Source organism: Azospirillum sp. B510 (assembly GCF_000010725.1).
GTDB lineage: Bacteria > Pseudomonadota > Alphaproteobacteria > Azospirillales > Azospirillaceae > Azospirillum > Azospirillum lipoferum_B.
In genome coordinates this window covers 1151277-1173310 of sequence record NC_013854.1, presented here as the reverse complement: position 1 = coordinate 1173310, position 22034 = coordinate 1151277, and the positions used below count along the sequence as shown (strand labels likewise).

The following is a 22034-nucleotide window of genomic DNA, read 5'->3' as shown; positions in this document are numbered from 1 at the left end:
TCCGTCCGCCCAGGTCAGGTCAGGTAATAGGGACTGAAGGACGGACGCGGCGTCAGCAACGTCATCCGCCGGGCTTGATCCCGGCGGATCCCGGCGGCGGATTGCCTGCTGCGGGCGAAGCCCACCGATACCCGGCTCTTGAATGTCCGTCCGGTGATGCCATCGGCCTCTTCGTCGACAAAACCGAACAACGCCTCGGCAATATCGAGCTTGGTCCCACCGGCATCGGCTGGCCGATCCCTGTGGGCCTTTGTCCGATGAAGCACCTCGGCGACGGAATAGCGGTGGGGCAGCTTGAACAACCGGGTGAGGCCGAGCTTGACCGGCTTGCGCTTACCATTCGGAGTCGTGGCGTCGGCGATGGTCTCCTGAGCCGTCTCATCGTCGATGAAAAAGACAGGAACACGAACTCCGGCACGGAACTGCGGTTCCCAATGGGTCCAGGAACCGACCGGCTGCCAGTTCCTGTCGCCTTCCGGTTTGCAATGCGCGGCCTGAAACGCCTCGATCTCGGACGAGGTCAAGGTGATCGTCCGAATTTTCTTGCGATGGTCGGCAAGAACATACTCAAAGCGTTTCCGCCGTTCGGTTTCCGGGCCGGAAAACACCAGGATCCCGTCCTGGCCCGAACGCCGAATCTGCGCTACTTTCCTCTGAAACGAGCCTCCTTGCGCATTCCGTTCGGTCGTGATCAGCGGGACGAACTTCACCTTGCGGCGGCCTTCGGGGAAATATGCGTACTTCCGATCGATGGCGAAGCCTCCCCATTCCTTGTCTATCGAGGAAACGGGCGTTTCGGCTTCATCATCGTCCTCCCATTCATCAACTGTCTGTTTGAGGTTTTCCAGAACGGATGGGATGGAGATCGGCAACCATTCCACCTCGTCGATTTGCCACGCCTCGCCGACCTGCCGCAGCCAGCCGGCTTTCACCGCCCCGGCCTTGAGCACAGGCGCGAAAGCCGGGTGCTTGAAATCCCGCAGGGCGAAGCGGTGCCGCCGATTGATGGTGTCACCACGAAGCCGGGCGAAGCCGATGATCTCCACCAACGACCGCAGAGCACCGCGCAGACCGGCCCCCGGAATCGTATAGCGGTCACCCAGCCGCACCGGTTCAAGAATGGTTTCGTCCGGCGCACCCGGCCTGTCCGCCCGATATTTCCGCGCACCCGGCTGACCGAACAGGAACGGGGTTTCCGCTGTCCATTCAACGGTGAGCCGGCCACTGAAACGATCCTTGCCACGGGCGATCAACGGCGATTGAGAGGTCGCCAAATCCCTGTCGGCGCATTGTTCGATCACCGGCACCTCGCTGGGAACCACCGTTTGATTCAGCGGCACGAAGCGGTAAGGGGCGCTGGGCCGTGGGTCGACCCCGTTCTCCGGCGGCTCGGGAACTGGGATGCTGGTATAGACGACGGTCTGTTGCGCCGACACCGGCGTATCCGGCCGTTGAGTGACAGCGCCGGGCTGTTGGACCTCGCTTACCCCGAACCAGCCGAAGCCGCGCGATCCGCCATGGCCCAGCATCAGGCCCATGTCCCGCACATCCTCCAGCAGCCGCCCGAACAGGTCGCGCGCGTCGTCGGGAACCGGGGCGTCGCCGCGCGGGGTCAGGCTCAGCGTCACCTCGAACACCGGGTCGACGAAGGCCTCCACCGTGAACAGGGCGCCGTCGATGGGGGCGGCGGAAAAACGGTCGAGCTTGACCGAGGTGAAGCGCTGCCTCACGCCGGGATCGACGACGCGGATGGATTCCACCCCCAGCAGCCCGCGCCAGCCGGTAACGCCGAACAGCCGCTCGGTCGCGGTCAGCTCCGCTCGCGGTGTGTTGACCCGGTCGCGGTCGTCCGCTCCGCCGTCCAGCCAAGCCGCCCGCGCCCGCAGCGCCCCCAGCAGGGCCGATCCGGGAAGCGCCGGATGGCCGGCGCCATCCAGCAGCGGATGCAGGATGTTGGCCTCCTCCCCCACGCCGTCCGGCTTCGTGTCGCGGCGGGCGGAATCGAGGATCATGTATGGCCCGTCGCCGCTCAGCCGCAGCCGGTGACGCTCGCCGGGCGGCGTCCAGGCGATGGTGGGGAGCGTCACCGCCACCGGGTCGCCGTCCCAAGGAACCAGGATCGCCTTGAGGTCGGACAGGCGGACGCGCCCCTGCCCCTGCCGGCCGCCGCGTCCCAACGCGATGCCGGTCCCGTCGGTCAGCGGCGCCAGCGCGGTGGCGACCTGCGCCAGTTCGTCCTCCAACGCCGCGCCCGTCGCGTCGGTCAGCCAGCGGGCATGGAAGGCGAAGACCGTGCCGGGCGGCACCATGTCCATGTGGAACAGCTTGTGGTCGTCGGCGGTGCCGCTGGCGCGGTCGATGCGGGTGCGGGCGGCGAGGACGCTGTGCTCCGGCCCGGCGGCGGGGCCGGTGCTCTGATGGATGGCGCCATAAATCCACAGGCGGCCCATCACGCCGCCCTCGCGGTTCTTGTCGTCCAGCCGTCCGAACAGGGTTGCGCTATCCACACTCGTCAGCCGGGCGCGCAGCGCCCCCTTCAGCGAGGTGCCGGGAAGATAGGGAAGACCGCGGCCATCGCGCTGAATCTCGCTCAGCAGGACCGGCTTCTCCTCCCCCTGTTCAGTGAGGACGGTCAGTCCCTCGCGCCCGTCGCGGCGGCCGTTGCCCAGATGCAGGGGCGACAGGACGGTCAGGCTGCCGGTCAACTCCACATGATGCCTATGCATGGATGCCGTCCTTGGCGAGTTCCTCGCCCTTCAGCAATGCCGCGTGATCGACGGCGTTGAGCCGCACCGCCCCGAACCCGTTCTCCCGTCCGAAGGGGAAGGCGCGCCAATCCCGCTGATCGAAGGGAGATACGGGCGGCAAGCCATCGCGCAGCAGTTCAGCCACAAGGGCGGCGGCGTCGCCCTTCACCAGGAACACCGATCCGGCGCGGGTCAGCACATAGGGGGCGTAGCCGTCCGGCTTGGCCGGATAGCGCAGGGCCTGATAGCCGCCGGCCAGCCGCTGCTCGGCGAAATGACGGACCAGGGTGAAGCCCAGGCGGTGCCAATAAGTCCGATAATCGGAGAACGCCCCATCGCCGAGTGCGGCGTCGGTTTGCAGGGTGAAGGCCCACAGGCCACCCGGCAGGGGTTCGGATGGCGGAGCGTCAACCGGCGTGACCGATGCCGCCATGGCGACGGCGCGGGTCTTGCCGATACCGGGAAGCCCCCGCCCCAGAAGCTCCAGCAGAGCCGCCAGCGCAGCCGGGTCCACATCGTCCGCGATCAGCCAGCGGCTGACCCAGCGATGCCCCTCGGGACGGACCGCGCTGTAGGAGAACAAGGCGCCGGTTTCGGTTTCAGGATCATATGCGGCCGTGCCGGTCTTGCCGTCAATGGCAGTCCGCGTGCGGGCGTCCCGGCGCAAACTGGGCTGGGAAAGCCCAAGATGGGTCAGGATCGCCTCGCGTTCGCCGGACTTCCAGTCGGTGGCGAAGATGGGCGGTCCCCAATTGTCGGGCGGCAGGCCGTCGAGATCGTCGGCCAGCAGCCGGTCGAGCAGCAGCGAGCGCTTTCCATCCTTGCACAGCGCCAGCGACAACGGCGGCAAGGCGGCCGGTTCTTTTTTGCCATCCGGAGCGGGAAAGGCATGGCCGATGCGGGTCCGCGCCAACTGGTCGGGTGTGATGCCCAGCCTGTCGATCCAACCCGCCAGCGCGCCCTTCAGCACCGCGCCGGGGATCACCTCGGCCCCCTTGAACTCGTTGGCGGTGGTGTGGGCGGAATTGACGAGGAAAGGGCGGTCGAGGGCGAAGGCGATGTCGATGTGCCGGCAACCGGAGACCGCGTCGGACAGCAGGACTGGCGCTGGAAGGGAAACGGCGGGGGCCGCCGGCGAAAGCTCGATCCTCACCACCTCGCCGAAGCCCGACGACTTGTTCGATCCGATGGCGCGGATCAGGCGGCTGGCCTTGCGGAACGAGTCCAGCAGAGCGTCGGGCTTCCCGGCCACGCCGGTGATGGCGCCGGTGAAGCGGACGACGCAGCCCAGGGGAGCCGCCAGTTCGATGAATTGCAGATGCCCCTCGCGGGCGGCCCCGGTGCCCGCGCTGTCGAGCGCCACACGGGTGAAGTGCGCGGGCCGATCCGCCTGCGCCGGCCGGTCCGCCACCAGATCGGGGACGTCGAACGACCGCCGTTTCGGAACATTGTCCACCACGCGGTTTTCCGCCGCGTCGGCGGCGTCCGGCCCGGACGGACCATGGTCGGACTTGTCCCGACCGGATGCGGCGCCGAACAGGGTCAAGGCGTCGTGAAACCCCGCGCTCTCCAGCGCATCACGGAACAGGCCCCGGATCAGCGTGCCGGGAATGATCGGATCGCCACCGGCACCCCGAGCCGGTCTGGCGTCCGACAGGGTGGCGTTCACCGACGGACCGGGGATGAGGAAGGGACTGCGCAGTTCGATCGACAGATCCCAACGGAAAGCTGCTGTCATCGGGCGATATCCCACAGGCTGAGGATCTGATGGAGCGGGACCAGCGGATGCTCGGCAACGCCCTGGGCACCGGGAAGGCCGTCACGCAGGGTGGCGATGGCCTGGGGATCGATGGTCCCCTCATGCACCAGCTCGATCTGTGCGAGGCCCATGTCCAGATACCGGCGCGCGTCCTCCCTTCTGCCGGAAGCGAACAACCCTTTCTCCAAGGACTCGTGATAGACTCGGTAAAGGGCGGAGCGTGGCAGGCCCGTCCGGGGATGCTTGACCGCCGCCATGGCGCCCTGACCATCGCCCCACCGGGCGCCGTCGCACTGGAGGGTTCCGTGCGGAACCTCGTCCTCCGCACCATCCGGATCGAACAGCGGCCGCCGTAGGGCATCCACCGTCACCCCCGGCATGTCGAAACCGGAAACGATGCCGATCTGAACCCCGTTGCCCCCACGGTTCACCGTCTTCGCGGTATCGCCCAAATCCTTGACCAGCGCCGTCAGATGCGTGATCGGGGCCTTGTAGGGGGCGATCAGCAGTCCGGCGGCGTGGGTCAGCTCGCCCCAGCGGTTCCGGTCGTTCAAATGGGCCTGCACCACCCCCATCACCGCCCAGGCGCAGCAGGCGGGCAGCGCCCACATCACCTCATCCCCACCCCACAGCAGGGTTTCAAACCGCACGCATTGGCGGGTCCGCTCGTCGCCCGGATGGATCATGCCGGGAAGATCGTCCAGCGCGGTCAGCACCTCGTGCAGCAGGTCGCGGCGCTTGGCCTTCACATCCTCGGAAAAGGCGCGCAGCCCGGCCGCCGTCCGTCCCTCCGCCTGCCGCCTTTGTCCGAAGCCGTTGCCGTCCAGATAGATCAGGGCCATCTTGCCGGTCAGCGAGTCCGGAATGTCGCGGGTTCTCCGTTCGTCGGCGGTCGGCGCCAGATCGGAGAATTCCCCGGCGAAGGGCAGCGCGGACCGGTAACCGATGTCCTTAAGCTCCGCCTCATAGAACAGCTCTTTGGCCTTTACGCCAAAGCCACGCCGCCAGCGCACGCTGGCGGACACGGCCTTGCTTTTCTGGCGTAGGCCGGGCGTGGCCGGGCGCACCCCGTCAAGGCTGCAAACGACGCTGGCCGCATCGGTCTTGCCATCCCGCGCCCGCCGCTCCGCGTCGCTGTGGAAGGGCGGCAGAACGATCGTCGGCTGTCGATATTGCAGCGTGTTGCAGCGGGCGGTCAGCCGGCGCAGGCGTTTGACGAAGTCCCGGCCGGCGCCGTCGTCCGGCCCCTCCACCGCCCACACATAGGTGAACAGCGTCCAGGGCCAGCTCGCCGGATCGCCGGCGCCGCGCAGCGTGCGGCGCAGCGCCGCCTCGACCGCCTCCGTCGCCCCCGGCAGGGAGGCGAAGCGGAACAGAAGCTCCGACGCGCCGGACGCGATGGCCGAGACCTGGAGGTCGGGACGCTCCCGCTCCAGCCGCTGCACGATCCGCTCGGGAAAACGCAGCGCGATCAGGCTGCTGCCGCGGATGGTGCTGAGGTCGTTGGTGTCGAGGATGGTCGCGTCGAAGTTGCACGCGGCCACCCGCGCCAGCAGGGCGCTTTCCAATCCGTCATCCTGTTTCATCGAGCGGGCGATCCTCACGATACGGGAGCTTTTGTTGTTTGCCGGTCAGGCGCCGGTCCTCTTCCAGGTCATGGTGAGCTTGAAGCAGCCTTCCGCCGCCGTCTTGGCGATGACCGCGCCGACCTCGCCCTTCAGCGAGAAGCCCAGTTCGAGCGCCACGGTGTCCGGCCCGTCCACCAGGGAGGCCACATGCTCCAGCACGGCGGCGGTCGCCGGACGGATGCCGGCCAGCGCCTCCTCGAAGCGCTGGCGCGACGCCTCGACCACATCGCCGACTCCGACCAGACCGCCCTGGTCGGTGACGGCTTCCTCGACGACGACATTGCCGCCGGCGGCGAGTTCGTAACGGACGAGACGGGTAGGCATGGGAACTCCCAGGGCGTCGTTGTGGGAAAAAGTCGGATCAACGGGGGCAGAGACCGTTGGCGTCGGGGGCGGGGTGGAGCGGCCAAATGCGGGCGGTATAGTCGTCCGACGCGGTGACGATGCCACGCCCCATCAGATCAACGGTGACGATGCCGCCTTCTTGTGTCGGGCTGTCCTCGGTCAGGTTGCGCCCAAGCGCCAGATTCGCCACATGGGCGCAGGTCAGAGCATAGGTCTGGCCATCGACTCCGATCGCCAGGAATCCAGTGCCGGCAACTTTCCGGGCAGTGCCCGTTTCCCGCCAGAACCGGATCACGCAATCATGCAGCGTTGCGGTCATTCCCTGACCATCGCTCCTCCGGAAGCAGTTGGGAATTCTCATATAACCTACTTATAAAATGCATCATCGAGAGATTTTCTCCAAGTGTTTGTGGTGATACGCTGAAGGGAATCGCCTGAGGCGAATGCGGTGGACGATGGAAACCGCTGATCGGACACGAATAACCGTGCCGCCGGTCGCCAGCTTTGCCCCAATGGGGGCATGGTCCTGGTTGGACAGGGTGCGACAGGCGCTTCCCAGCTCCGGCGACGAGGACAACACCCGATTGCCCAACTGCACCCAGGGCGGCGCGCCGGACCTGCACGTCACCTCCGTCGAGGGCGTGCCGCGGGCGGCTTGGCCTGCGCCTGGATACCAAGAGCGGGTTGGACATGGTGCCCGCCCGCGCCGATGGCGACCCTCTGGAACTGCTCCTCGACACCAACCCGAAATCCGCCCTGTCCTAAGGGCGGCCCGACACCACGTTCGCCGCCTGGCTGTAGCACTACTCCGCCGGTCAGGCGCGGGACGTCTGTCAAACGACATCCCGAACTGGGCTCTTGGAAATTTTGTGTGATCAATCAGGGGTTGAGGTTGCAGCCCGAAGCAGTCGAAAGTAGGCGGAGCCCTTCGAAGTTTGCGGATCGCTATATGAGAGGAAGCGTATCCTTGACACGGTCCTCTCCTTGAACCTTTCCCTGCATTCGATTGGCTTTCTTCCTGGTCTCCATATCATTGACCAGATCGACCATGGCTCCCCACGCATCACGTTGCGCGCACAGCAGACGACGGTGTCGGCTCCCTGTACCGCGTGTGGGACGCCATCTCGGCGGATTCACGGTTCCTACTGGCGCAGCCTCGGCGACCTCGCGTGTTTCGGCCGCCCCACCGTCCTGCTGGTCCGGGTCCGTCGTTTCCGTTGCACGGCGCCGACCTGTTCCCGGCGGACCTTTGCCGAGTCATTGCCGGGCATCGCGCAACGGCGAGGCCGGCAGACCGACCGGCTGCGCTCGGTGCACCGGTCCATCGGCTTGGCACTAGGGCCTGTTGACATTCGCGTTGAGAAGAGGCTTCCGGTGGTCGTAGAAATTTGATTCAAGGCTACCAAAAGGGAGGTGGCCTTGGATCGGATTGTATTGCGAGATGATCAGTGGGAGCGGATAGCGCCGCTTCTTCCCGGCAAAGTGGGCGACCCTGGCCGCTCGGCAGCGGACAATCGCCTGTTTTTGGAGGCGGTCCTGTGGATCGTCCGCGTTGGAGCGCCCTGGCGGGACTTGCCTGCAGCGTTCGGCAATTGGAACTCGGTGTTCCAGCGCTATCGCCGATGGGCCAAGGCCGGTGTCTTCGACGAGGTCTTCGCCGCTTTATCGAGCGACGCGGACTTCGAGTACGCGATCATTGATGGCACGATTGTCCGGGTGCATCAGCACGGTACCGGCGCAAGGGGGGGACTCAGGCTCAGGCCATCGGTCGCTCTCGTGGCGGGCTGACGACCAAGATCCTGGCCGTCGTCGATGCGTTGGGGAACCTTGGGCGCTTCATCCTGCTGCCGGGCCAGCGACATGACAGCGTCGGCGTCGAACCGGTGCTGGACGGTATCGAATTCTCCGCCTTGCTGGCTGACAAAGCCTTCGACAGCAACGCCATCCGTATCTTGATCGCCGAGCGAGGCGCGGTCGCCGTCATTCCGTCCAAGGCCAACCGATCTCCCCCGATTCCCCACGACGCCGAGATGTACAAATGGCGCCATCTGGTCGAGAACTTCTTCTGCAAAATCAAAGAATTCCGACGCATCGCCACACGATACGACAAAACTGATACAAGCTTCGCCGCTGCCATTAACCTCGTCGCTACCGTCTTGGTAACACGATGAATGTCAACAGGCCCTAGTACTACAGCCGGTCGCGAAAGACGGAATATGCGGCCGGGCGGCCTGTTGAGCTTGGAACCGACTGGAGGGTCCGAGCATGACCGAGATGACGGAAGCGGCGGAATGGTCCGATGCCCTGGAAGGGCTGGTCGGCGGATTGAGGTCCTTCTACAGCGCGGCCGGTCGCCAACGGGCTCTGCGTTACGTGAGAGGTCTTTTGGCGCCGCTGGATCGCAAGAATGGCTGGCAGTTGGCCGAAGCCGCCGGGGATTGCTCGCCGGCGGCGATGCAGGATTTCCTGGCCCGGACCCGTTGGGATGCCGACGCCGTCCGCGACGACCTCCAGGCCTATGTCATCGAACGGTTGAGCGACGATGAGGCCGTGCTGGTCCTCGATGAAACCGGCTTCGTCAAGAAGGGCACCCGCTCGGTCGGGGTGAAGCGGCAGTATTCCGGCACCGCCGGACGTATCGAAAACTGCCAGATCGGCGTCTTCCTCGGCTACGCCAGCCGACGCGGCCGGGTGCTGGTCGACCGCGCTCTCTATCTGCCCGAGGACTGGGCTGGCAACGACGAACGCCGACGGATGGCCGGCGTCCCCAACGCCGTCGGCTTCGCCACCAAGCCGAAACTGGGGCGGGCGATGCTGGAGCGCGCCGTGGCAGCCGGCCTGCCCTGCCGCTGGGTGACCGCCGACTCCGTCTACGGCGGGGACTACGCGCTGCGGCTATGGCTGGAGCGCCAACCGCTGGGCTACGTGCTGGCGATCACCAGCAAACAGCGCGCGCCCATGGGCTTCGATACGGTCAAGGAGCGGACGACCGGCTTCACCGCCACCGACTGGCAGCGGTTGAGTGCTGGCGACGGAGCCAAGGGGCCACGCCTCTACGACTGGGCGCACAAAACCTACGCTTCCCTGCGCGAGGGCTGGTGCCGCGGTCTGCTGGTGCGCCGCTCCATCGCCGAGCCGGACAAACTCACCTACTATCTGACCTTCGCCCCGGAAGGCACGCCGGTCGCCACATTGGTCCGGGTCGCCGGGTCGCGCTGGACCATCGAGTCCTGCTTCGAGGCGGCGAAGGGCGAGGTCGGGCTCGACCAGTACGAGGTGCGCTCGTGGACCGGCTGGCACCGCCACGTCACCTTGGCCATGCTGGCCCTGGCCTTTCTCACCGTCGTGCGCACGGCGGCCATCGGGGGGAGAGGATCAACTCGACCTGTCCGCCGATCTTCTGCCCTTGACCGTGCCCGAGATCCGCGCCCTCCTGGTCGCCTTGATCGGCCGGCCCCCCGCGCCACCCACCGCCATTATCGATTGGTCCATCTGGCGAAGACGCCACCAACAGCGAGCACGGCGCTCCCATTGGAAACGACGCACCCAAACCGATAAGGACCGGCTGTAGTACTAGGCGGCAACCCTGGCGCCCGTCATGCCACGGCGATGGGAATGCCGATCAGCCGAACGACGCTGTTGCATCGCGTTCGCGCCGGCGGAACCAAGCCGATCCCTCCGGTCACTGTGCTGGGCGTGGACGATTGGGCTTGGCGTAAGGGGCATCGCTACGGCACGATCCTGTGCGATCTGGAGCGTCGGCGGGTCATCGACCTGTTGCCCGACCGCAGTGCCGACACCTTGGCGGCATGGCTCATGATGCACCCCGGCATCTCCGTCGTCGCCCGTGACCGCGCCGGCGCCTACGCCGAGGGGGCCGCCCGTGGTGCTCCCGAAGCGATCCAGGTCGCGGACCGGTGGCATTTGCTGCGAAACGCGAGCGACGCCCTGCGCGGGGTTCTCGAGCATCATCACCGCGATCTGCGCGAGGCCGCTCAAACGGCCGCCCTGAAACCGGAACCGCTGACGCTGGAGGAGAACAACTCGGGACCAGCCACTGCATCCGAAACCGAACGGCCGTTGCGAGCCGCAGAGCGGCGGTCGCGGGCTGCGCAGGAGCGCCGCGACGCCCGCTTCGCCGAAGTTGCGCGCTTGCGTGAACAGGGCATGGCGCTGAAAGCCATTGCCCGCACCACCGGGATCGAACGCAAGACGGTGCGCCGCTGGTTGCGGGCCGGCCATGCACCGACATGGCGCCATGCCGCTCGCGCGACCAGCATCCTCGACCCGTATCGCGCCCATCTGGAGGAGCGTTGGCAAGCCGGGTGTCACAATGGGGCAGCGCTCTGGCGCGACCTCAAGGGCCAGGGCTTTGCCGGACAATATTCCGTTGTGCGGAACTGGGCGATGCAGCGGCGGCGAGAGGACCCGAGCCTCAGAAAATCCACAGGACCGAGGCGTCACTCGGCGGCGACCAGAGTTACGGAGCCACCGACGCCTCGGCGGGCAGTGCGCCTGCTAACCGTCGACCTCGACGTGCTTTCCGAGGAGGACCGCCAGTTCGTCGTCTCCTTGCGGGACCGCTCGCCCGCCATCGCCACCGCCGCCGACCTGATCAGCCGCTTCACGACGATGGTGAAGGACAAGACGCCGACCATGTTCGACGGCTGGCTGCGTGAGGCGGAGGCCAGTGCCCTGGGGCCGTTCGCCGCCGGCATCCGGCGCGACGAGGACGCCGTGCGCGCCGCGCTCACCGAGCCGTGGAGTAGCGGGCAAGTCGAGGGCCACGTCAATCGGCTCAAGGTCATCAAGCGGGATATGTACGGCCGTGCCGGCTTCGATCTCCTACGCAGTCGGGTCTTGGCTCACGCCTAACGCGAACATCACATCCCCAAACACCTTCTACTCATCCACACAAAATTTCCAAGAGCCCAAATTGGGATGTCGCCTGACAGGAACTGTTTGCCGGCGCTGCCGTCCGCCTTGAATACCCGCCCCAAGACATCCCACCCAGTTGCCGGATCGTAGGATTGCCACACCGCGATAAAGCCGCCGTCCTTAGGTAATTGCTCAGGTGGCTGGCAGCGCGGGTGCTTCGGCGACAGCGAAGGTGCCATCGACGAGGTCGCGGATGGCGGTCCAGGCGGACTGGCCCTGCAAGCGGGCAGTCCCGGTGACGGATCGATAGCCGGCGTGGATGCCCGGCCCCCAGGTTGATCGAAAGCCGTTGGTGACCTTGCGGAAGATGACGGAGGGCCGGATTTCCCGCTCGCTGCCGTTGTTGGTTGGCGGGACGCGGCGGTCGGTGAGGAAGACGAAGAACTTGCCGCGCCACGCCTTGATCTGGCGCTGCAGGTCGCGTCCGGCGGGATGGGCGGCGGGAACGCCGAGCAGGACATCAAGGCCCCGATCGGCTCTGGCGGCGTAAGCGGCGAGCGTGCTGTCCTTCGAGGCGGGGCGCCGCTTGCCGATGCGGATGGCCCAGCGCAGATGGTCGCGGATTTTGGGAGCGACGACGGTGTCGCCGCAGTCGATGGCGTACTGGACATCGCGCAGGACATGGGCCAGGCAGACCTGATGGACGCGCCCCAATTCCTGCTGCCCGGCATAGCGGTCGGAGACCCAGACCTCGGGCCGATGGTCACCGAGAAGCTGCGCCGCGACGCTCCGGGCCCGGCTGGGGACGATGTCGTGCAGCACCGCCTTGTCGGAGTGGAAGACCCACTGCCACTGGGTGACGCCATTCACCCGCGTGGTGGTTTCGTCGGACGCGATGACCGGCGCGGTCAACAGCTTGGCCTTGATCGCCGCGCGGGCCGTGTCGAACGCCCCCCCCATCCGCCGGAAGCTGTTGGCGATGGCGCCTTCTGAGATGGTCAGCCCGAACACCTCTTTCAGCATCCGCGACAGACGCTCGAAGCCGACGTGGTGGCTGTGGTGAAGGTAGGCCAGCAACGCCCGGATGCCGGGGCCGAACGGTGTGCCCGGCGGCATCAAAGCCGGAGGCTCCGCCCGGTAGCGCCGCCCGCAATCGCCACAGCGACCACCGAACAGTTCCACCCGTGTCACCATCGGGCGGATGACCGGAAGATCGATGTGATCGTAGCGGTGTCGGCAGCGCTGGGGCATCGCCGATACCGCCGTCCCGCAATGGGGGCAGCTCTCGGCCAGACGCCGATCCGTCTTGTCCGGCTCCTCGCTCAGCGGGCGCGACACGCCGGGACGCGATGGTCGCGGCTTGCGCCGGCGCGTGGCCGCCGCCTTCGAGCCGGGGCGGCCGGGGCCGTCCTGTGAAGGCGGCGTGTGGGAATTCGACGACGTCTTGCGCGGCTTGCCGACCAGCGCCTCGAGTTCCGTGATCCGCGCGGCCAGACGCTCGATCAACGCCGCCTGCTCCAAAAGCAGGGCGTCCTTCTCGGCATCACTCAGGCGATGGCGCGGCGGTTTCTCCATCCCGACGTTGACTCATATTCCAGCACCCCGCGCAACCCATTTCGCCAGCCCCGTGAGCAGTTACGTCCTTAGAGCCTGACCCGAAAAGAATTGAGTGATTTCAGTCTCTTGTGATTCGATCGATGTTGCGAAGCATGACGAATGACAAGACAATGTGGACTGAAATCACCCGAGCGCAGTATCAGCGAAAAGGATTGAGGTATTCAAGCGACACGACGGACGCGGAGTGGGCGGTGCTCGAACCACTCCTCCCGGCGGCTCGACGCTTGGGACGGCCGCGAACGGTCAACGTGCGCGAGATCGTGAACGGCATCCTCTTTCTGGCGACCTCCGGGTGCCAGTGGCGGCAACTGCCGAAGGATTTCCCGCCGATGACGACGGTCCAGCGCTATTTCTACCGCTGGCGCGACGATGGGACCTGGGAGACGATCAATCACGCCTTGGTGGCGATGGTTCGGGAAAGCATGGGACGGGAGGCCAGCCCGACAGCGGGGGTGATCGACAGCCAGTCGGTCAAGACGACGGAAGCAGGTGGCCCCCGTGGCTACGACGCGGGCAAGTGCATCAAGGGGCGCAAGCGGCATGTGTTGACCGACACCAATGGCTTGCTGGTCGCCGCCATCGTTCATGCCGCCGACATCCAGGACCGTGATGGCGCCCCGGCGCTCCTCGCCTCCGTTCGCACGCTCTTCCCCTGGCTTCGCCACGTCTTCGCGGACGGCGGCTACGCTGGACCCAAGCTGGAAACCGCTTTGGCTCAGATCGGGACATGGACGCTGGAGATCGTCAAGCGGTCCGACGCCGCCAAAGGCTTTGAACTGCTGCCTCGGCGGTGGGTCGTTGAGCGTACAATCGCTTGGCTTAACCGCAATCGCCGCCTCGCCAAGGACTTCGAGGCCACCGTCGAGAGTGCCGTCGCCTGGGTCTTCATCGCCAGCGTCAAACTGCTCTCAAGACGGGTGGCTCGAACATAGACACAGCTTTGCCGATTCCGAGTCGGACTCTCAGACCGGGGACATTTCAAAAGCCCACGGCTATCTCACGAAATGGACACAGACGCTAAACGAAAATGGCACAAAAGTTAGCAAAGTATTTCCGCAGGGAACGGTTGTCATTGCAATCGTTGGCGCAACGATTGGCGAGACCGCCATTTTGGGTCAGGAAACATATTTTCCTGACAGCGTTATCGGTATCACACCTAAATCCGAGATTCTTGTTCCAGAGTTTGTCGAATATGCGCTCCGTTATTGGAAGCAAGTGTTTCAAGACCAAGCACCAGAGACGGCCAGAGCCAATATCAACATCGAAACCCTTAGGCCGATCCCGTTTATGATCCCGGCGCTGGTCGAACAGGAGCGCTTTGCAGCCGTATACAGGTCGATCCATGTCAAATTGTCTCGCAATCCCTCATTCGGTGATGATCTCTTCGCCTCCCTCTCCCAACGCGCCTTTCGCGGAGAGCTTTGATCGCGGGAGGGTTCATCGCATCCCGGCCAGCCGCCGGTGCGGACATCATCCGGCGGCTGGTGAAGCGGGACGATGACCGCACCGCGTCCAACGCCGTCATTCGGGCGCATGTCGATCAGCTCCAGGACGTACGGCAAGACCGCCAACCGACCCAGAAGGGCGCGGAGTGTGCGGCTACCGCTTCGGCGACGACCACATCACCCAGGACATCGAACTGGCGCTGGAGCGGCCGGGGAACAAATCCACCCTGATCGCCTTCTGCCAGGAGGGCGCCGGCATGGCCGACCGCCTGTCCCGGTGGCGGATGGGATCCTGGGGGAAGAAGGTCTTCATCGCCATGGAGAAGGGTCTCCATGTGGGCAAGGAGGGGCCGTTCCACCCGTCGCCGTCCGGGGGCGCTCGGCTGATGACGGTGTTGGACGCGGTCAACATCCGAATCGGGCGGGGCACGCCGGTGCCGGCGTCGACAATGATCGGACATGGCGCATGCGGCAGGAGCGGCGCTCGCCGCCCTCCACGACCAAGATCGACGATGTCCCGGTGGTGAACACCCGAGCGCAGTGGCGCGACACGGTGGCCGGGGCTGTGCCGCCCAATCGGGCGCCTCTCGCTCGCCACACGGGCGTTCGCGGCCCCTCCTGGGCAGCCTCTAGCGATAAGCAAAGAAAAAGCCTTGGAACCATAAGGTTCCAAGGCTTTTCGATCCCTCCGGAACTGGTCGGAGCGACAGGATTTGAACCTGCGACCCCCAGACCCCCAGTCTGATGCGCTACCAGGCTGCGCTACGCTCCGTCAACTTCACCGCAGTGCTTGCGGCTTGGCTCCGGAAGGGAACGGGACTATAGCCGTGGACTTTCGCCGATGCAACATCTCCCGTGATCTTTTTTCAGCTTTTTTTGGCCCCGCTTTCGGACAGCCGAGACAGCACCGACCGCAGCGATCTCAGCTCGTCCACCACCATGGTGATCTCGTGCCGCAAGGCGTCCGACAGGGCCGGATGATCCACATCACCGCCGTCATCGGCCTCGTCGCCGCCAGCCCCTTCACCAAACTCCGCGACCTCCGCGCCATCGTCGATGTCCTCCGGCACCGGCGGCGTCGGGTCGGACATGCGCCCTTCCTTCAGCAGGCGCTGCACACCCTTGATGGTGTAGCGGTCCTGATACAACAGCGCCTGGATCCGCCGCAGAAGCTCGACATCCTCCGGCCGGTAATAGCGCCGGCCACCGCCGCGCTTCAGCGGGCGGACCTGGGGAAACTTGGTTTCCCAGAACCGCAGCACATGCTGGGGCACATTGAGGTCGGTCGACACCTCGCTGATGGTGCGATAGGCGGTGGCCGATTTCATGGCAGGCTCAGGCCACCAACCGGCAGGCGGATGCGGTGGCCCGGGGAACGGCACGGCACGGCGATGGACAGGGCGTCCGCATCATCGACGACAGCCGGTATCAGGACAGCGCCCGCGCAGGCGTCGGCGCCCCGCCACCCTCCTGAACCTCGTTGATCCGGTGTTTCAGCACATGGCTGGCACGGAACACCAGAACCCGGCGCGGCAGAATCGGCACCTCTTCCCCGGTCTTGGGGTTGCGGCCGACCCGCTCCCCCTTCTGGCGGACCTGGAAACTGCCAAAGGAGGAGATCTTCACCATCTCCCCCCTGGCGAGGGCGTCGGAAATCTCGTCCAGAACGGTTTCGACCAGGTCGGCCGATTCGTTGCGTGACAGACCGACTTCCTGATAGACGGCTTCGCTCAACTGAGCGCGCGTGACGGTATTTTGCGACATTGTTCGACCTCCCCCCGCAACCGTTGGCAAGACGGTAATCCGGGGAAAGAAGGTCCGTCAATTCAAAAGCTTGGCAGCCGCACCCGCCCGGCGGAGGCGCGGACGGCGGTGCGGTGCGGCATCAAGGGGGAAAGACTGGCGGGCCGCTTCCAGCACCTTACCAGCGAATCAGCGCCGACCCCCAGGTCAGCCCGCCGCCGATGGCCTCCATCAGGATCAGATCGCCGCGCTTGATGCGGCCATCGGCCACCGCCTCGCCCAGCGCCAGCGGGATCGAGGCGGCGGAGGTGTTGCCGTGACGGTCGACCGTCAGCACCACCTTTTCCGGCGACAGCTTCATCTTGCGGGCCAGCCCGTCGATGATGCGGCGATTCGCCTGGTGCGGAACCATCCAGTCGATGTCGGCCGACTCCAGCCCGTTGGCGGCCAGCGCCTCCTCGACCACCGCCGACAGCTTGGAGACGGCATGGCGGAAAATCTCCTGCCCATGCATGCGGACATGACCGATGGTGCCGGTGGTGGACACGCCGCCATCGACATAGAGCAGGTCGTACTGGTTGCCGTCGGAATGAAGATGGGTGGACAGCACGCCGCGGTCGGTCGAGTCGCCCTTGGCCTCATAGGCCTCCAGCACGATGGCGCCGGCGCCGTCGCCGAACAGCACGCAGGTGGTGCGGTCGTTCCAGTCCAGCAGGCGGGAGAAGGTCTCCGCCCCGATCACCAGGGCGCGGCGCGCCTGACCGCTGCGCAGGAAATTGTCGGCGACCGACAGGGCATAGACGAAGCCGGCGCAGACCGCCTGGATGTCCATGGCGAAGCCCCGTGTCCCCAGGGCGGCCTGCACCCTGGTGGCGGTGGCCGGGAAGGTGTTGTCCGGCGTGGTGGTGGCCAGCAGGATGCAGTCGATGCTGTCCGCCGCGACCCCGGCATGCTCCAGCGCGCGGATCGCCGCGGCGATGGCGAGGTCGGAGGTCTTCTCCCCCTCGGCGGCGATGTGGCGGGACCTGATGCCGGTGCGCTGGACGATCCATTCGTCCGACGTATCCACCCGCTGTTCCAGATCCTGGTTGGTGACGACATTGGACGGCAGGAAGAAGCCGCAACCGAGAACTCGGGAACGCATGACCATGGTTCAGCCCGCCGCCGCCTTCGTGTCGGGAAGAGGGGTCGCGTCGGCCATGCGCCCCATCTCCTCCTTGATGCGTTCATTGAAACCGTGCGTCGCCAGATTGATGGCGACCGCCACGGCATTGGCGAAGCCGACCGCGTCGGTGCCGCCATGGCTCTTCACGCAGACGCCGCGCAGACCGAGGAACATCGCCCCGTTGTAGCGGCGCGGGTCGATCCGCTCGCGGAAGCGCTTGAAGGCGCCGCGCGCCAGCAGATAGCCGATCCGCGCCAGCCAGGAGGTCGCGAAGGTGCGGCGCAGGAACTCGGAGAACAGCTTCGCCGTCCCCTCCGCCGTCTTCAGCGCGACATTGCCGGTGAAGCCGTCGGTGACGATGACGTCGACCGTGCCCAGACCGATGTCGTTGCCCTCGACGAAGCCATGGAAGCGGCCGGGAAGCGGCATCGCGCGCAGGCTCGCCGCCGCGGCGCGCACCACCTCGTTGCCCTTCATGTCTTCCGAGCCGATGTTCAGCACGCCGATCGACGGTTCCGGCAGGCCGAGGATGGCACGCGCGAAAACGGCCCCCATCACGGCGAACTGGACGAGATTCTCGGGCTGGCATTCGGCGTTGGCGCCGAGATCCAGCATCACGCTCTCACCCCGTTGAGTCGGGAAGAAGGAGGCGATCGCCGGCCGGTCGATGCCCGGCAGCGTCTTCAGCACGAATTTCGCCATCGCCATCAGGGCGCCGGTGTTCCCCGCCGAAACCACACAGGCGGCGTCGCCCGCCGCGACGGCGTCGATGGCGAGCCGCATGCTCGACTGGCGCCCGGCGCGCAACGCCACCGCCGGCTTGGCGTCACCGGCGACGAAGTCGGCGGTGTGGCGGATTTCCGCCACCGCCTTCAACGCCGGCCGCTGGTTCAGCAGCGGTTCGATCCGCTGCTGGTCGCCATACAGCAGAAAACGCACGTCGGGATGGCGTTCCCGTGCGATGTCCGCACCGGCAACGACCATGTCGGGGCCGAGATCGCCCCCCATGGCATCCAGAGCGATGGTCAGGCGCTGGCTCACCGCGCACAGGCTCCCCGGCTAGGACCGCGGCAGGGGCGGCTGGCGCCCCCGATCGACGGGACCTCAGACAACGTGTTGCGGATCAAGCGGCCGCGGTGCCGCTCTGAACCACTTCACGCTGGTCGTAATGGCCGCAAGACCCGCAGACATGGTGCGGACGCTTCAGCTCGCCGCAGTTCGGGCACTCGTTGTAGGCCGAGGTCGGCAGAGCGTGGTGCGAACGACGCATGTTGCGCCGCGACTTGGAGGTCTTCTTCTTCGGAACAGCCATGACCGTAAACTCTCTTCATTGGAAAAGGCGGCCCGAACAGGGGCCGCCCAGAGCGAGCGGCATTCAATAAGGCAAATGCTCCCGAAGGGCAAGCCCGAACAACCCCCATTTCGCAACCCCGCGCCGCTCATTGGTGGGGGTGGAAACGCCGGCCCTTATACAAGGAACCGGGACGGACGCAAGACCGCTGTCAGTCTCGCCGCTTCAATTGTTGCAGAACGGCGAAGGGGTTCGGCTTTTCGGGCTCCTCCGCCACCGCCTGTTCCTCCGGTTCTCCGTCATCATGCTCGCGATACCCCTCGAACTCCACGCCGTCGGCATGGGGATAGGGGTCCAATCCCAGCGACAGGTGCTGGGCCGTCAGCTCGCCGATATCGATTCGGTTGTTCTCCATCGGCTCGGGAATGTCCTCGTCCGACAGGGAGGGATCGAAATCGATCTCAAGCCCTACCTCCTCCACCATCGACGGCGGGGCGAACAGCGCCTCGAAACTCTCGCTGACCTGGGCCGGCACCGGCTCCAGCGTGACGACGCAGGTCTGGACGACCTCGGCCTCCAGCTTTCCGGACACCCGGATCATCTGGCCGCCGCGCACCGCGCGCAGCCTCACCGTGGCCCTCAGGCCGCCGATCGACTCCAGCTCCAGCCGCTCGGCGAGCGCGCGGCGCTCCGCCTCCGTCGCCTCGATGGTTTCGGTCACGTCGGCGCGGCGCACGGTGTCGGCATGGACGACGCGCGAGAATTCGGGGGCCGGCGGGGCGCCGCTCCCCGCACCGTTCACTGGGCTCATGGCGAAAGACTTTCCGGTCGAAAACAAAATGACATGGCGCTACGGGCGCCCGCTCTCCCGAGTCACATGCCGCCGCCGGAGTGCAAAGGCAAGGCCTGATGCGTCGCAGGCGTGGCGGAGCCCTTCAGATTAAGCGGCAGCACTCTTCATATATAGTGTGCGCTTCATGGTGCGAGGCTCAGCCCGGCACCGGTGCGAAGCGGACCTCGCCCCGCAGCAGCGACTCCAGCGGCTGGGCGTCGAGCGTACCGGCGCAGGCGCGGGCATAGGCGGCCATGGCCGGCAGCACGCCCTCCGGCACCGGGTCCACCGTGCCATAGAGATTGTTGTCCAGCGCGATCTCCAGCCGGCCCTCGTCGGGGTCGGCCAGCGCCTCGTCATAGGCGCGGATCCGCCCGGCCATGCCGCGCGCCATCGTCTTGACCCGCCGGGCGATGCCGCTGTCGCCGGCTCCCATCTCCAGCAGCGATTTCTCGAAATCATCGACCATCGTCTCATAGAGGCGCCGCGACAGTTTCGCCGCCTCCGCCCCCTGCCCCTTCAGCCGGCGCATGACCAGCAGCAGATGCAGCGCCATCATCTCGAACCGCCCGTCGAGCGTGTCGGGCACGGCCAGCGCGCGGTAGAAGCCCGGCTCGCGGGCCTGGGCGACGATGGCGGTGAACAGCCCGCCCACCGCGGCGGCGGTGCGGTCGCGGCGGCCCAGACGGCCAAGCAGATCGCCGATAAAACGTCCCGACACTTAAGGCCAGCCCTTCCCCGACTCGGAGTCTCGTTGACAGGGCGAAGCGGCCGGTGCGATTGTCCCGGCCTGGAGACGTCCACAGCCGTGGTCGGCCGCCATGCCCCGCCGGCTCCATCATAGCCCGAGCATCATGACCAGATCGAACTTTTCCGCCCCGCGCCCCGTCATCCACACCGTCCTGCTGGGCAGCATCCTGTTCGCCGGCCTCGCCGCCGCCGGCTGCTCGCCCATCGTCGCCACCCGCGGCAACCTGACGGACCCGCAGCTGGTGGCGGAGCTCCAGCCGGGCCAGAGCCGGCGCGACGACGTCGCCGCGGTGCTGGGCACGCCGACCTCGGTCGGCACCTTCGATCCGAATGTCTGGTACTATATCGGGCAGAAGACCGAGAAGACCGCCTTCTTCGAGCCGGAGGTGACGGAGCGCCGCGTCGTCGTCGCCCATTTCGACAACAACGGCGTCCTGCGCGAAATCAAGACGCTGGACAAGTCGAACGGCCAGGACATCGATCTGGTGGAGCGCTCCACCCCCACCGCCGGCCGCGAGATGGGCTTCCTGGAACAGATGATGGGCAACGTCGGCCGCTTCTCCGCCAAGGACACCAAGGGCAAGGGCCCTGGCAGCTGATAAAGCGCCCCACCTTGCCCGCCTTGCCCGATCCGGAGACCGACCTGCGCCATATGCGCGCCGCCCTGGCGCTCGCCGGACGCGGGCTGGGGCGGACCTGGCCCAATCCGGCGGTCGGCTGCGTGCTGGTCCGCGACGGCGCGGTCATCGGACGCGGCTGGACACAGCCCGGCGGCCGCCCCCATGCCGAGACCGAGGCGCTGGCCCGCGCCCGCGCATGTTCCGGTGGAGCGGAAGGCGCCACCGCCTATGTCACGCTGGAGCCCTGCAATCATTATGGCAGGACGCCGCCCTGCGCCCTGGCGCTGGTCGAGGCCAGGGTGGCCCGCGTCGTCGTCGCCTGCCAGGATCCCGACCCTCGGGTCGCCGGCGGCGGGCTGGCCCGGCTGCGCGATGCCGGCATCGCCGTGACCACCGGCCTGTGCGAGGCCGAGGCGCTGGCCCTCAACGAGGGGTTCTTCAACCGGATCACGCGGAACCGCCCGCTGGTCACCTGCAAGATCGCCAGCACGCTGGACGGCCGCATCGCCACCGCGACCGGCGAATCGCAATGGATCACCGGCCCGACCGCGCGCGCCTGGGGCCACCGGCTGCGCGCCGGGCATGACGCCATCCTGGTCGGCATCGGCACCGCCCTGGCCGACGATCCCGAGCTGACTTGCCGCCTGCCCGGCCTGGAGGACCGCAGCCCGGTGCGGGTGGTGATGGACAGCGGCCTGCGCCTGCCGGCGACGGCGAAGCTCGCCACCGGCGCCCGCCGCATCCCGACCTGGGTCGTCACCGGCCCCTCTCCCGACCCCATGCGGGCCGGGGCGCTGGCCGCCCTGGGGGTGGAGATCGTTCCGGCCGCCGCCGACGGCGATGGCCGCGTCGATCCCGCCGCCGCACTGACCGCGCTCGCCGCCCGCGGCATCACCCGCCTTCTGGTCGAAGGCGGCGCGGCGGTGGCCGGCGCCCTGCTCGGCGCCGGCCTGGTCGACCGGCTGGAGTGGTTTCGCGCCGCCTCGCTGATCGGCGGCGACGGACTGCCGGCGGTCGCCGGCTTCGGAGTCGGGGCGCTGGCCGCCATGGCGCGCTTCGAGCGCACCTCCGTCCGCGACGCCGGGGCCGATCTGGCCGAGAGCTACCGCCGGATCGCCGGCTGAAACCATCAGTTTGTCCCACGCAACAGACCGTTGCGTCCGCCGAGGTCTCGCGCCGGCTTCCCCTGGCCGCGAAACCTGCTAAATTCGCCG

Annotated in this window: 21 protein-coding genes, 1 tRNA gene and 2 pseudogenes; 10 read left to right on the top strand and 14 right to left on the bottom strand. The window is 66.8% G+C overall.

All coding sequences use genetic code 11. The annotated features are described in order from the left end of the window. Positions 1–14: 14 nt before the first annotated feature. Genes AZL_RS05485 through AZL_RS05465 form a run of 5 tightly spaced genes read right to left on the bottom strand, consistent with a single transcriptional unit; the run spans position 15 to position 6798 of the window. Entirely contained in the window at positions 15–2726 is a 2712-nt protein-coding gene (locus tag AZL_RS05485) for an RAMP superfamily CRISPR-associated protein (RefSeq protein ID WP_012973660.1), read from the bottom strand. Continuing rightward, entirely contained in the window at positions 2719–4485 is a 1767-nt protein-coding gene (locus AZL_RS05480) for an RAMP superfamily CRISPR-associated protein (RefSeq protein WP_042442599.1), read from the bottom strand. Before AZL_RS05480 ends, AZL_RS05485 begins: the two co-directional genes overlap by 8 nt. After that, complete coding sequence (locus AZL_RS05475; protein ID WP_042442596.1) at positions 4482–6092, bottom strand: hypothetical protein; 1611 nt, start codon at positions 6090–6092, stop codon at positions 4482–4484. The genes AZL_RS05480 and AZL_RS05475 overlap by 4 nt, the downstream gene beginning before the upstream one ends. 45 nt (positions 6093–6137) lie before the next feature. Continuing rightward, the gene (locus tag AZL_RS05470; protein ID WP_012973657.1) at positions 6138–6458 is read right to left on the bottom strand and encodes a CU044_2847 family protein; all 321 of its coding nucleotides are present in this window, start codon (positions 6456–6458) and stop codon (positions 6138–6140) included. A 37-nt stretch (positions 6459–6495) separates the two neighbouring features. Beyond that, positions 6496–6798 (bottom strand): hypothetical protein, encoded by a 303-nt coding sequence (locus AZL_RS05465; protein ID WP_042442594.1) that lies wholly within the window; start codon positions 6796–6798, stop codon positions 6496–6498. A 644-nt stretch (positions 6799–7442) separates the two neighbouring features. Between AZL_RS05465 and AZL_RS34035 the strand changes: the two are divergent. From AZL_RS34035 to AZL_RS05445, 4 genes and pseudogenes are all read left to right on the top strand, one after another. Further along, positions 7443–7820 (top strand): annotated as a pseudogene (locus AZL_RS34035) (transposase family protein); the annotation flags it as partial. Positions 7821–7892: 72 nt separating this feature from the next. Further along, positions 7893–8650, top strand: a protein-coding gene (locus tag AZL_RS34030; protein ID WP_148219189.1) for an IS5-like element ISAzs9 family transposase whose coding sequence is annotated in 2 segments (ribosomal slippage) — positions 7893–8220 and positions 8220–8650 — 759 coding nt in all. Because the reading frame shifts where the segments join, the coding sequence is not laid out codon by codon here. A 94-nt stretch (positions 8651–8744) separates the two neighbouring features. Then, positions 8745–10037 (top strand): IS701-like element ISAzs6 family transposase, encoded by a 1293-nt coding sequence (locus AZL_RS05450; RefSeq protein WP_012973655.1) that lies wholly within the window; start codon positions 8745–8747, stop codon positions 10035–10037. Between the two features lie 9 nt (positions 10038–10046). Continuing rightward, positions 10047–11354: pseudogene (locus tag AZL_RS05445) on the top strand (ISL3 family transposase); the annotation flags it as partial. 195 nt (positions 11355–11549) lie between these two features. Here AZL_RS05445 and AZL_RS05440 read toward each other — a convergent pair. Next, the gene (locus AZL_RS05440) at positions 11550–12932 is read right to left on the bottom strand and encodes an IS66-like element ISAzs7 family transposase (RefSeq protein ID WP_012973653.1); all 1383 of its coding nucleotides are present in this window, start codon (positions 12930–12932) and stop codon (positions 11550–11552) included. Positions 12933–13084: 152 nt separating this feature from the next. Between AZL_RS05440 and AZL_RS05435 the strand changes: the two genes are divergently transcribed. The 4 genes from AZL_RS05435 (at position 13085) to AZL_RS37595 (ending at position 15164) form a co-directional block, all read left to right on the top strand. Continuing rightward, positions 13085–13906: an IS5-like element ISAli1 family transposase gene (locus AZL_RS05435; protein ID WP_012976163.1), complete on the top strand. Its 822-nt coding sequence runs from the start codon at positions 13085–13087 to the stop codon at positions 13904–13906. Next, the gene (locus AZL_RS34025; protein ID WP_086935336.1) at positions 13842–14399 is read left to right on the top strand and encodes a restriction endonuclease subunit S; all 558 of its coding nucleotides are present in this window, start codon (positions 13842–13844) and stop codon (positions 14397–14399) included. The genes AZL_RS05435 and AZL_RS34025 overlap by 65 nt, the downstream gene beginning before the upstream one ends. Before the next feature lie 166 nt (positions 14400–14565). Continuing rightward, a complete protein-coding gene (locus AZL_RS36855) occupies positions 14566–14946 on the top strand; it encodes a hypothetical protein (RefSeq protein WP_012973651.1) in 381 nt (126 codons plus the stop codon). Continuing rightward, on the top strand, positions 14886–15164 hold the full coding sequence (locus AZL_RS37595; protein WP_371304231.1) for a hypothetical protein: 279 nt from the start codon (positions 14886–14888) through the stop codon (positions 15162–15164). Before AZL_RS36855 ends, AZL_RS37595 begins: the two co-directional genes overlap by 61 nt. Here AZL_RS37595 and AZL_RS05425 read toward each other — a convergent pair. From AZL_RS05425 to AZL_RS05390, 8 genes are all read right to left on the bottom strand, one after another. Continuing rightward, positions 15115–15191: transfer RNA gene (locus AZL_RS05425), tRNA-Pro, on the bottom strand. The two genes, AZL_RS37595 and AZL_RS05425, sit on opposite strands and share 50 nt — an antisense overlap. A 94-nt stretch (positions 15192–15285) precedes the next feature. Then, a complete protein-coding gene (locus AZL_RS05420; protein ID WP_042442592.1) occupies positions 15286–15747 on the bottom strand; it encodes a MerR family transcriptional regulator in 462 nt (153 codons plus the stop codon). 100 nt (positions 15748–15847) lie between these two features. Beyond that, the gene (locus AZL_RS05415) at positions 15848–16183 is read right to left on the bottom strand and encodes an integration host factor subunit alpha (protein WP_012973649.1); all 336 of its coding nucleotides are present in this window, start codon (positions 16181–16183) and stop codon (positions 15848–15850) included. 157 nt (positions 16184–16340) lie between these two features. Continuing rightward, positions 16341–17312, bottom strand: coding sequence for a beta-ketoacyl-ACP synthase III (locus tag AZL_RS05410; protein WP_012973648.1), 972 nt, complete (start codon positions 17310–17312; stop codon positions 16341–16343). 3 nt (positions 17313–17315) lie between these two features. Continuing rightward, a complete protein-coding gene (gene plsX / locus AZL_RS05405) occupies positions 17316–18368 on the bottom strand; it encodes a phosphate acyltransferase PlsX (RefSeq protein WP_012973647.1) in 1053 nt (350 codons plus the stop codon). 82 nt (positions 18369–18450) lie between these two features. After that, positions 18451–18639, bottom strand: a complete 189-nt coding sequence (gene rpmF / locus AZL_RS05400; protein WP_012973646.1) for a 50S ribosomal protein L32 — start codon at positions 18637–18639, stop codon at positions 18451–18453. 190 nt (positions 18640–18829) lie between these two features. Then, positions 18830–19429, bottom strand: a complete 600-nt coding sequence (locus AZL_RS05395) for a YceD family protein (protein ID WP_012973645.1) — start codon at positions 19427–19429, stop codon at positions 18830–18832. A 178-nt stretch (positions 19430–19607) separates the two neighbouring features. After that, entirely contained in the window at positions 19608–20171 is a 564-nt protein-coding gene (locus AZL_RS05390) for a ubiquinol-cytochrome C chaperone family protein (RefSeq protein WP_012973644.1), read from the bottom strand. Positions 20172–20304: 133 nt separating this feature from the next. On the opposite strand from AZL_RS05390, the gene AZL_RS05385 reads away from it, so the two are divergent. Together AZL_RS05385 and ribD are read left to right on the top strand one after the other, a co-directional pair. Beyond that, positions 20305–20799, top strand: coding sequence for an outer membrane protein assembly factor BamE (locus AZL_RS05385; protein ID WP_042443556.1), 495 nt, complete (start codon positions 20305–20307; stop codon positions 20797–20799). Between the two features lie 53 nt (positions 20800–20852). Next, on the top strand, positions 20853–21944 hold the full coding sequence (gene ribD, locus AZL_RS05380) for a bifunctional diaminohydroxyphosphoribosylaminopyrimidine deaminase/5-amino-6-(5-phosphoribosylamino)uracil reductase RibD (protein ID WP_042443554.1): 1092 nt from the start codon (positions 20853–20855) through the stop codon (positions 21942–21944). Positions 21945–22034: the final 90 nt, after the last annotated feature.

What these genes read in the sequence shown, in the direction of transcription:
- AZL_RS05485 (WP_012973660.1), bottom strand. Translation starts at nt 2,726, where the DNA reads ATGCATAGGCATCATGTGGAGTTGACCGGCAGCCTGACCGTCCTGTCG.
- AZL_RS05480 (WP_042442599.1), bottom strand. Translation starts at nt 4,485, where the DNA reads ATGACAGCAGCTTTCCGTTGGGATCTGTCGATCGAACTGCGCAGTCCC.
- AZL_RS05475 (WP_042442596.1), bottom strand. Translation starts at nt 6,092, where the DNA reads ATGAAACAGGATGACGGATTGGAAAGCGCCCTGCTGGCGCGGGTGGCC.
- AZL_RS05470 (WP_012973657.1), bottom strand. Translation starts at nt 6,458, where the DNA reads ATGCCTACCCGTCTCGTCCGTTACGAACTCGCCGCCGGCGGCAATGTC.
- AZL_RS05465 (WP_042442594.1), bottom strand. Translation starts at nt 6,798, where the DNA reads ATGACCGCAACGCTGCATGATTGCGTGATCCGGTTCTGGCGGGAAACG.
- AZL_RS05450 (WP_012973655.1), top strand. Translation starts at nt 8,745, where the DNA reads ATGACCGAGATGACGGAAGCGGCGGAATGGTCCGATGCCCTGGAAGGG.
- AZL_RS05440 (WP_012973653.1), bottom strand. Translation starts at nt 12,932, where the DNA reads ATGGAGAAACCGCCGCGCCATCGCCTGAGTGATGCCGAGAAGGACGCC.
- AZL_RS05435 (WP_012976163.1), top strand. Translation starts at nt 13,085, where the DNA reads ATGTGGACTGAAATCACCCGAGCGCAGTATCAGCGAAAAGGATTGAGG.
- AZL_RS37595 (WP_371304231.1), top strand. Translation starts at nt 14,886, where the DNA reads ATGCGGCAGGAGCGGCGCTCGCCGCCCTCCACGACCAAGATCGACGAT.
- AZL_RS05420 (WP_042442592.1), bottom strand. Translation starts at nt 15,747, where the DNA reads ATGAAATCGGCCACCGCCTATCGCACCATCAGCGAGGTGTCGACCGAC.
- AZL_RS05415 (WP_012973649.1), bottom strand. Translation starts at nt 16,183, where the DNA reads ATGTCGCAAAATACCGTCACGCGCGCTCAGTTGAGCGAAGCCGTCTAT.
- AZL_RS05410 (WP_012973648.1), bottom strand. Translation starts at nt 17,312, where the DNA reads ATGGTCATGCGTTCCCGAGTTCTCGGTTGCGGCTTCTTCCTGCCGTCC.
- rpmF (WP_012973646.1), bottom strand. Translation starts at nt 18,639, where the DNA reads ATGGCTGTTCCGAAGAAGAAGACCTCCAAGTCGCGGCGCAACATGCGT.
- AZL_RS05395 (WP_012973645.1), bottom strand. Translation starts at nt 19,429, where the DNA reads ATGAGCCCAGTGAACGGTGCGGGGAGCGGCGCCCCGCCGGCCCCCGAA.
- AZL_RS05385 (WP_042443556.1), top strand. Translation starts at nt 20,305, where the DNA reads ATGACCAGATCGAACTTTTCCGCCCCGCGCCCCGTCATCCACACCGTC.
- ribD (WP_042443554.1), top strand. Translation starts at nt 20,853, where the DNA reads ATGCGCGCCGCCCTGGCGCTCGCCGGACGCGGGCTGGGGCGGACCTGG.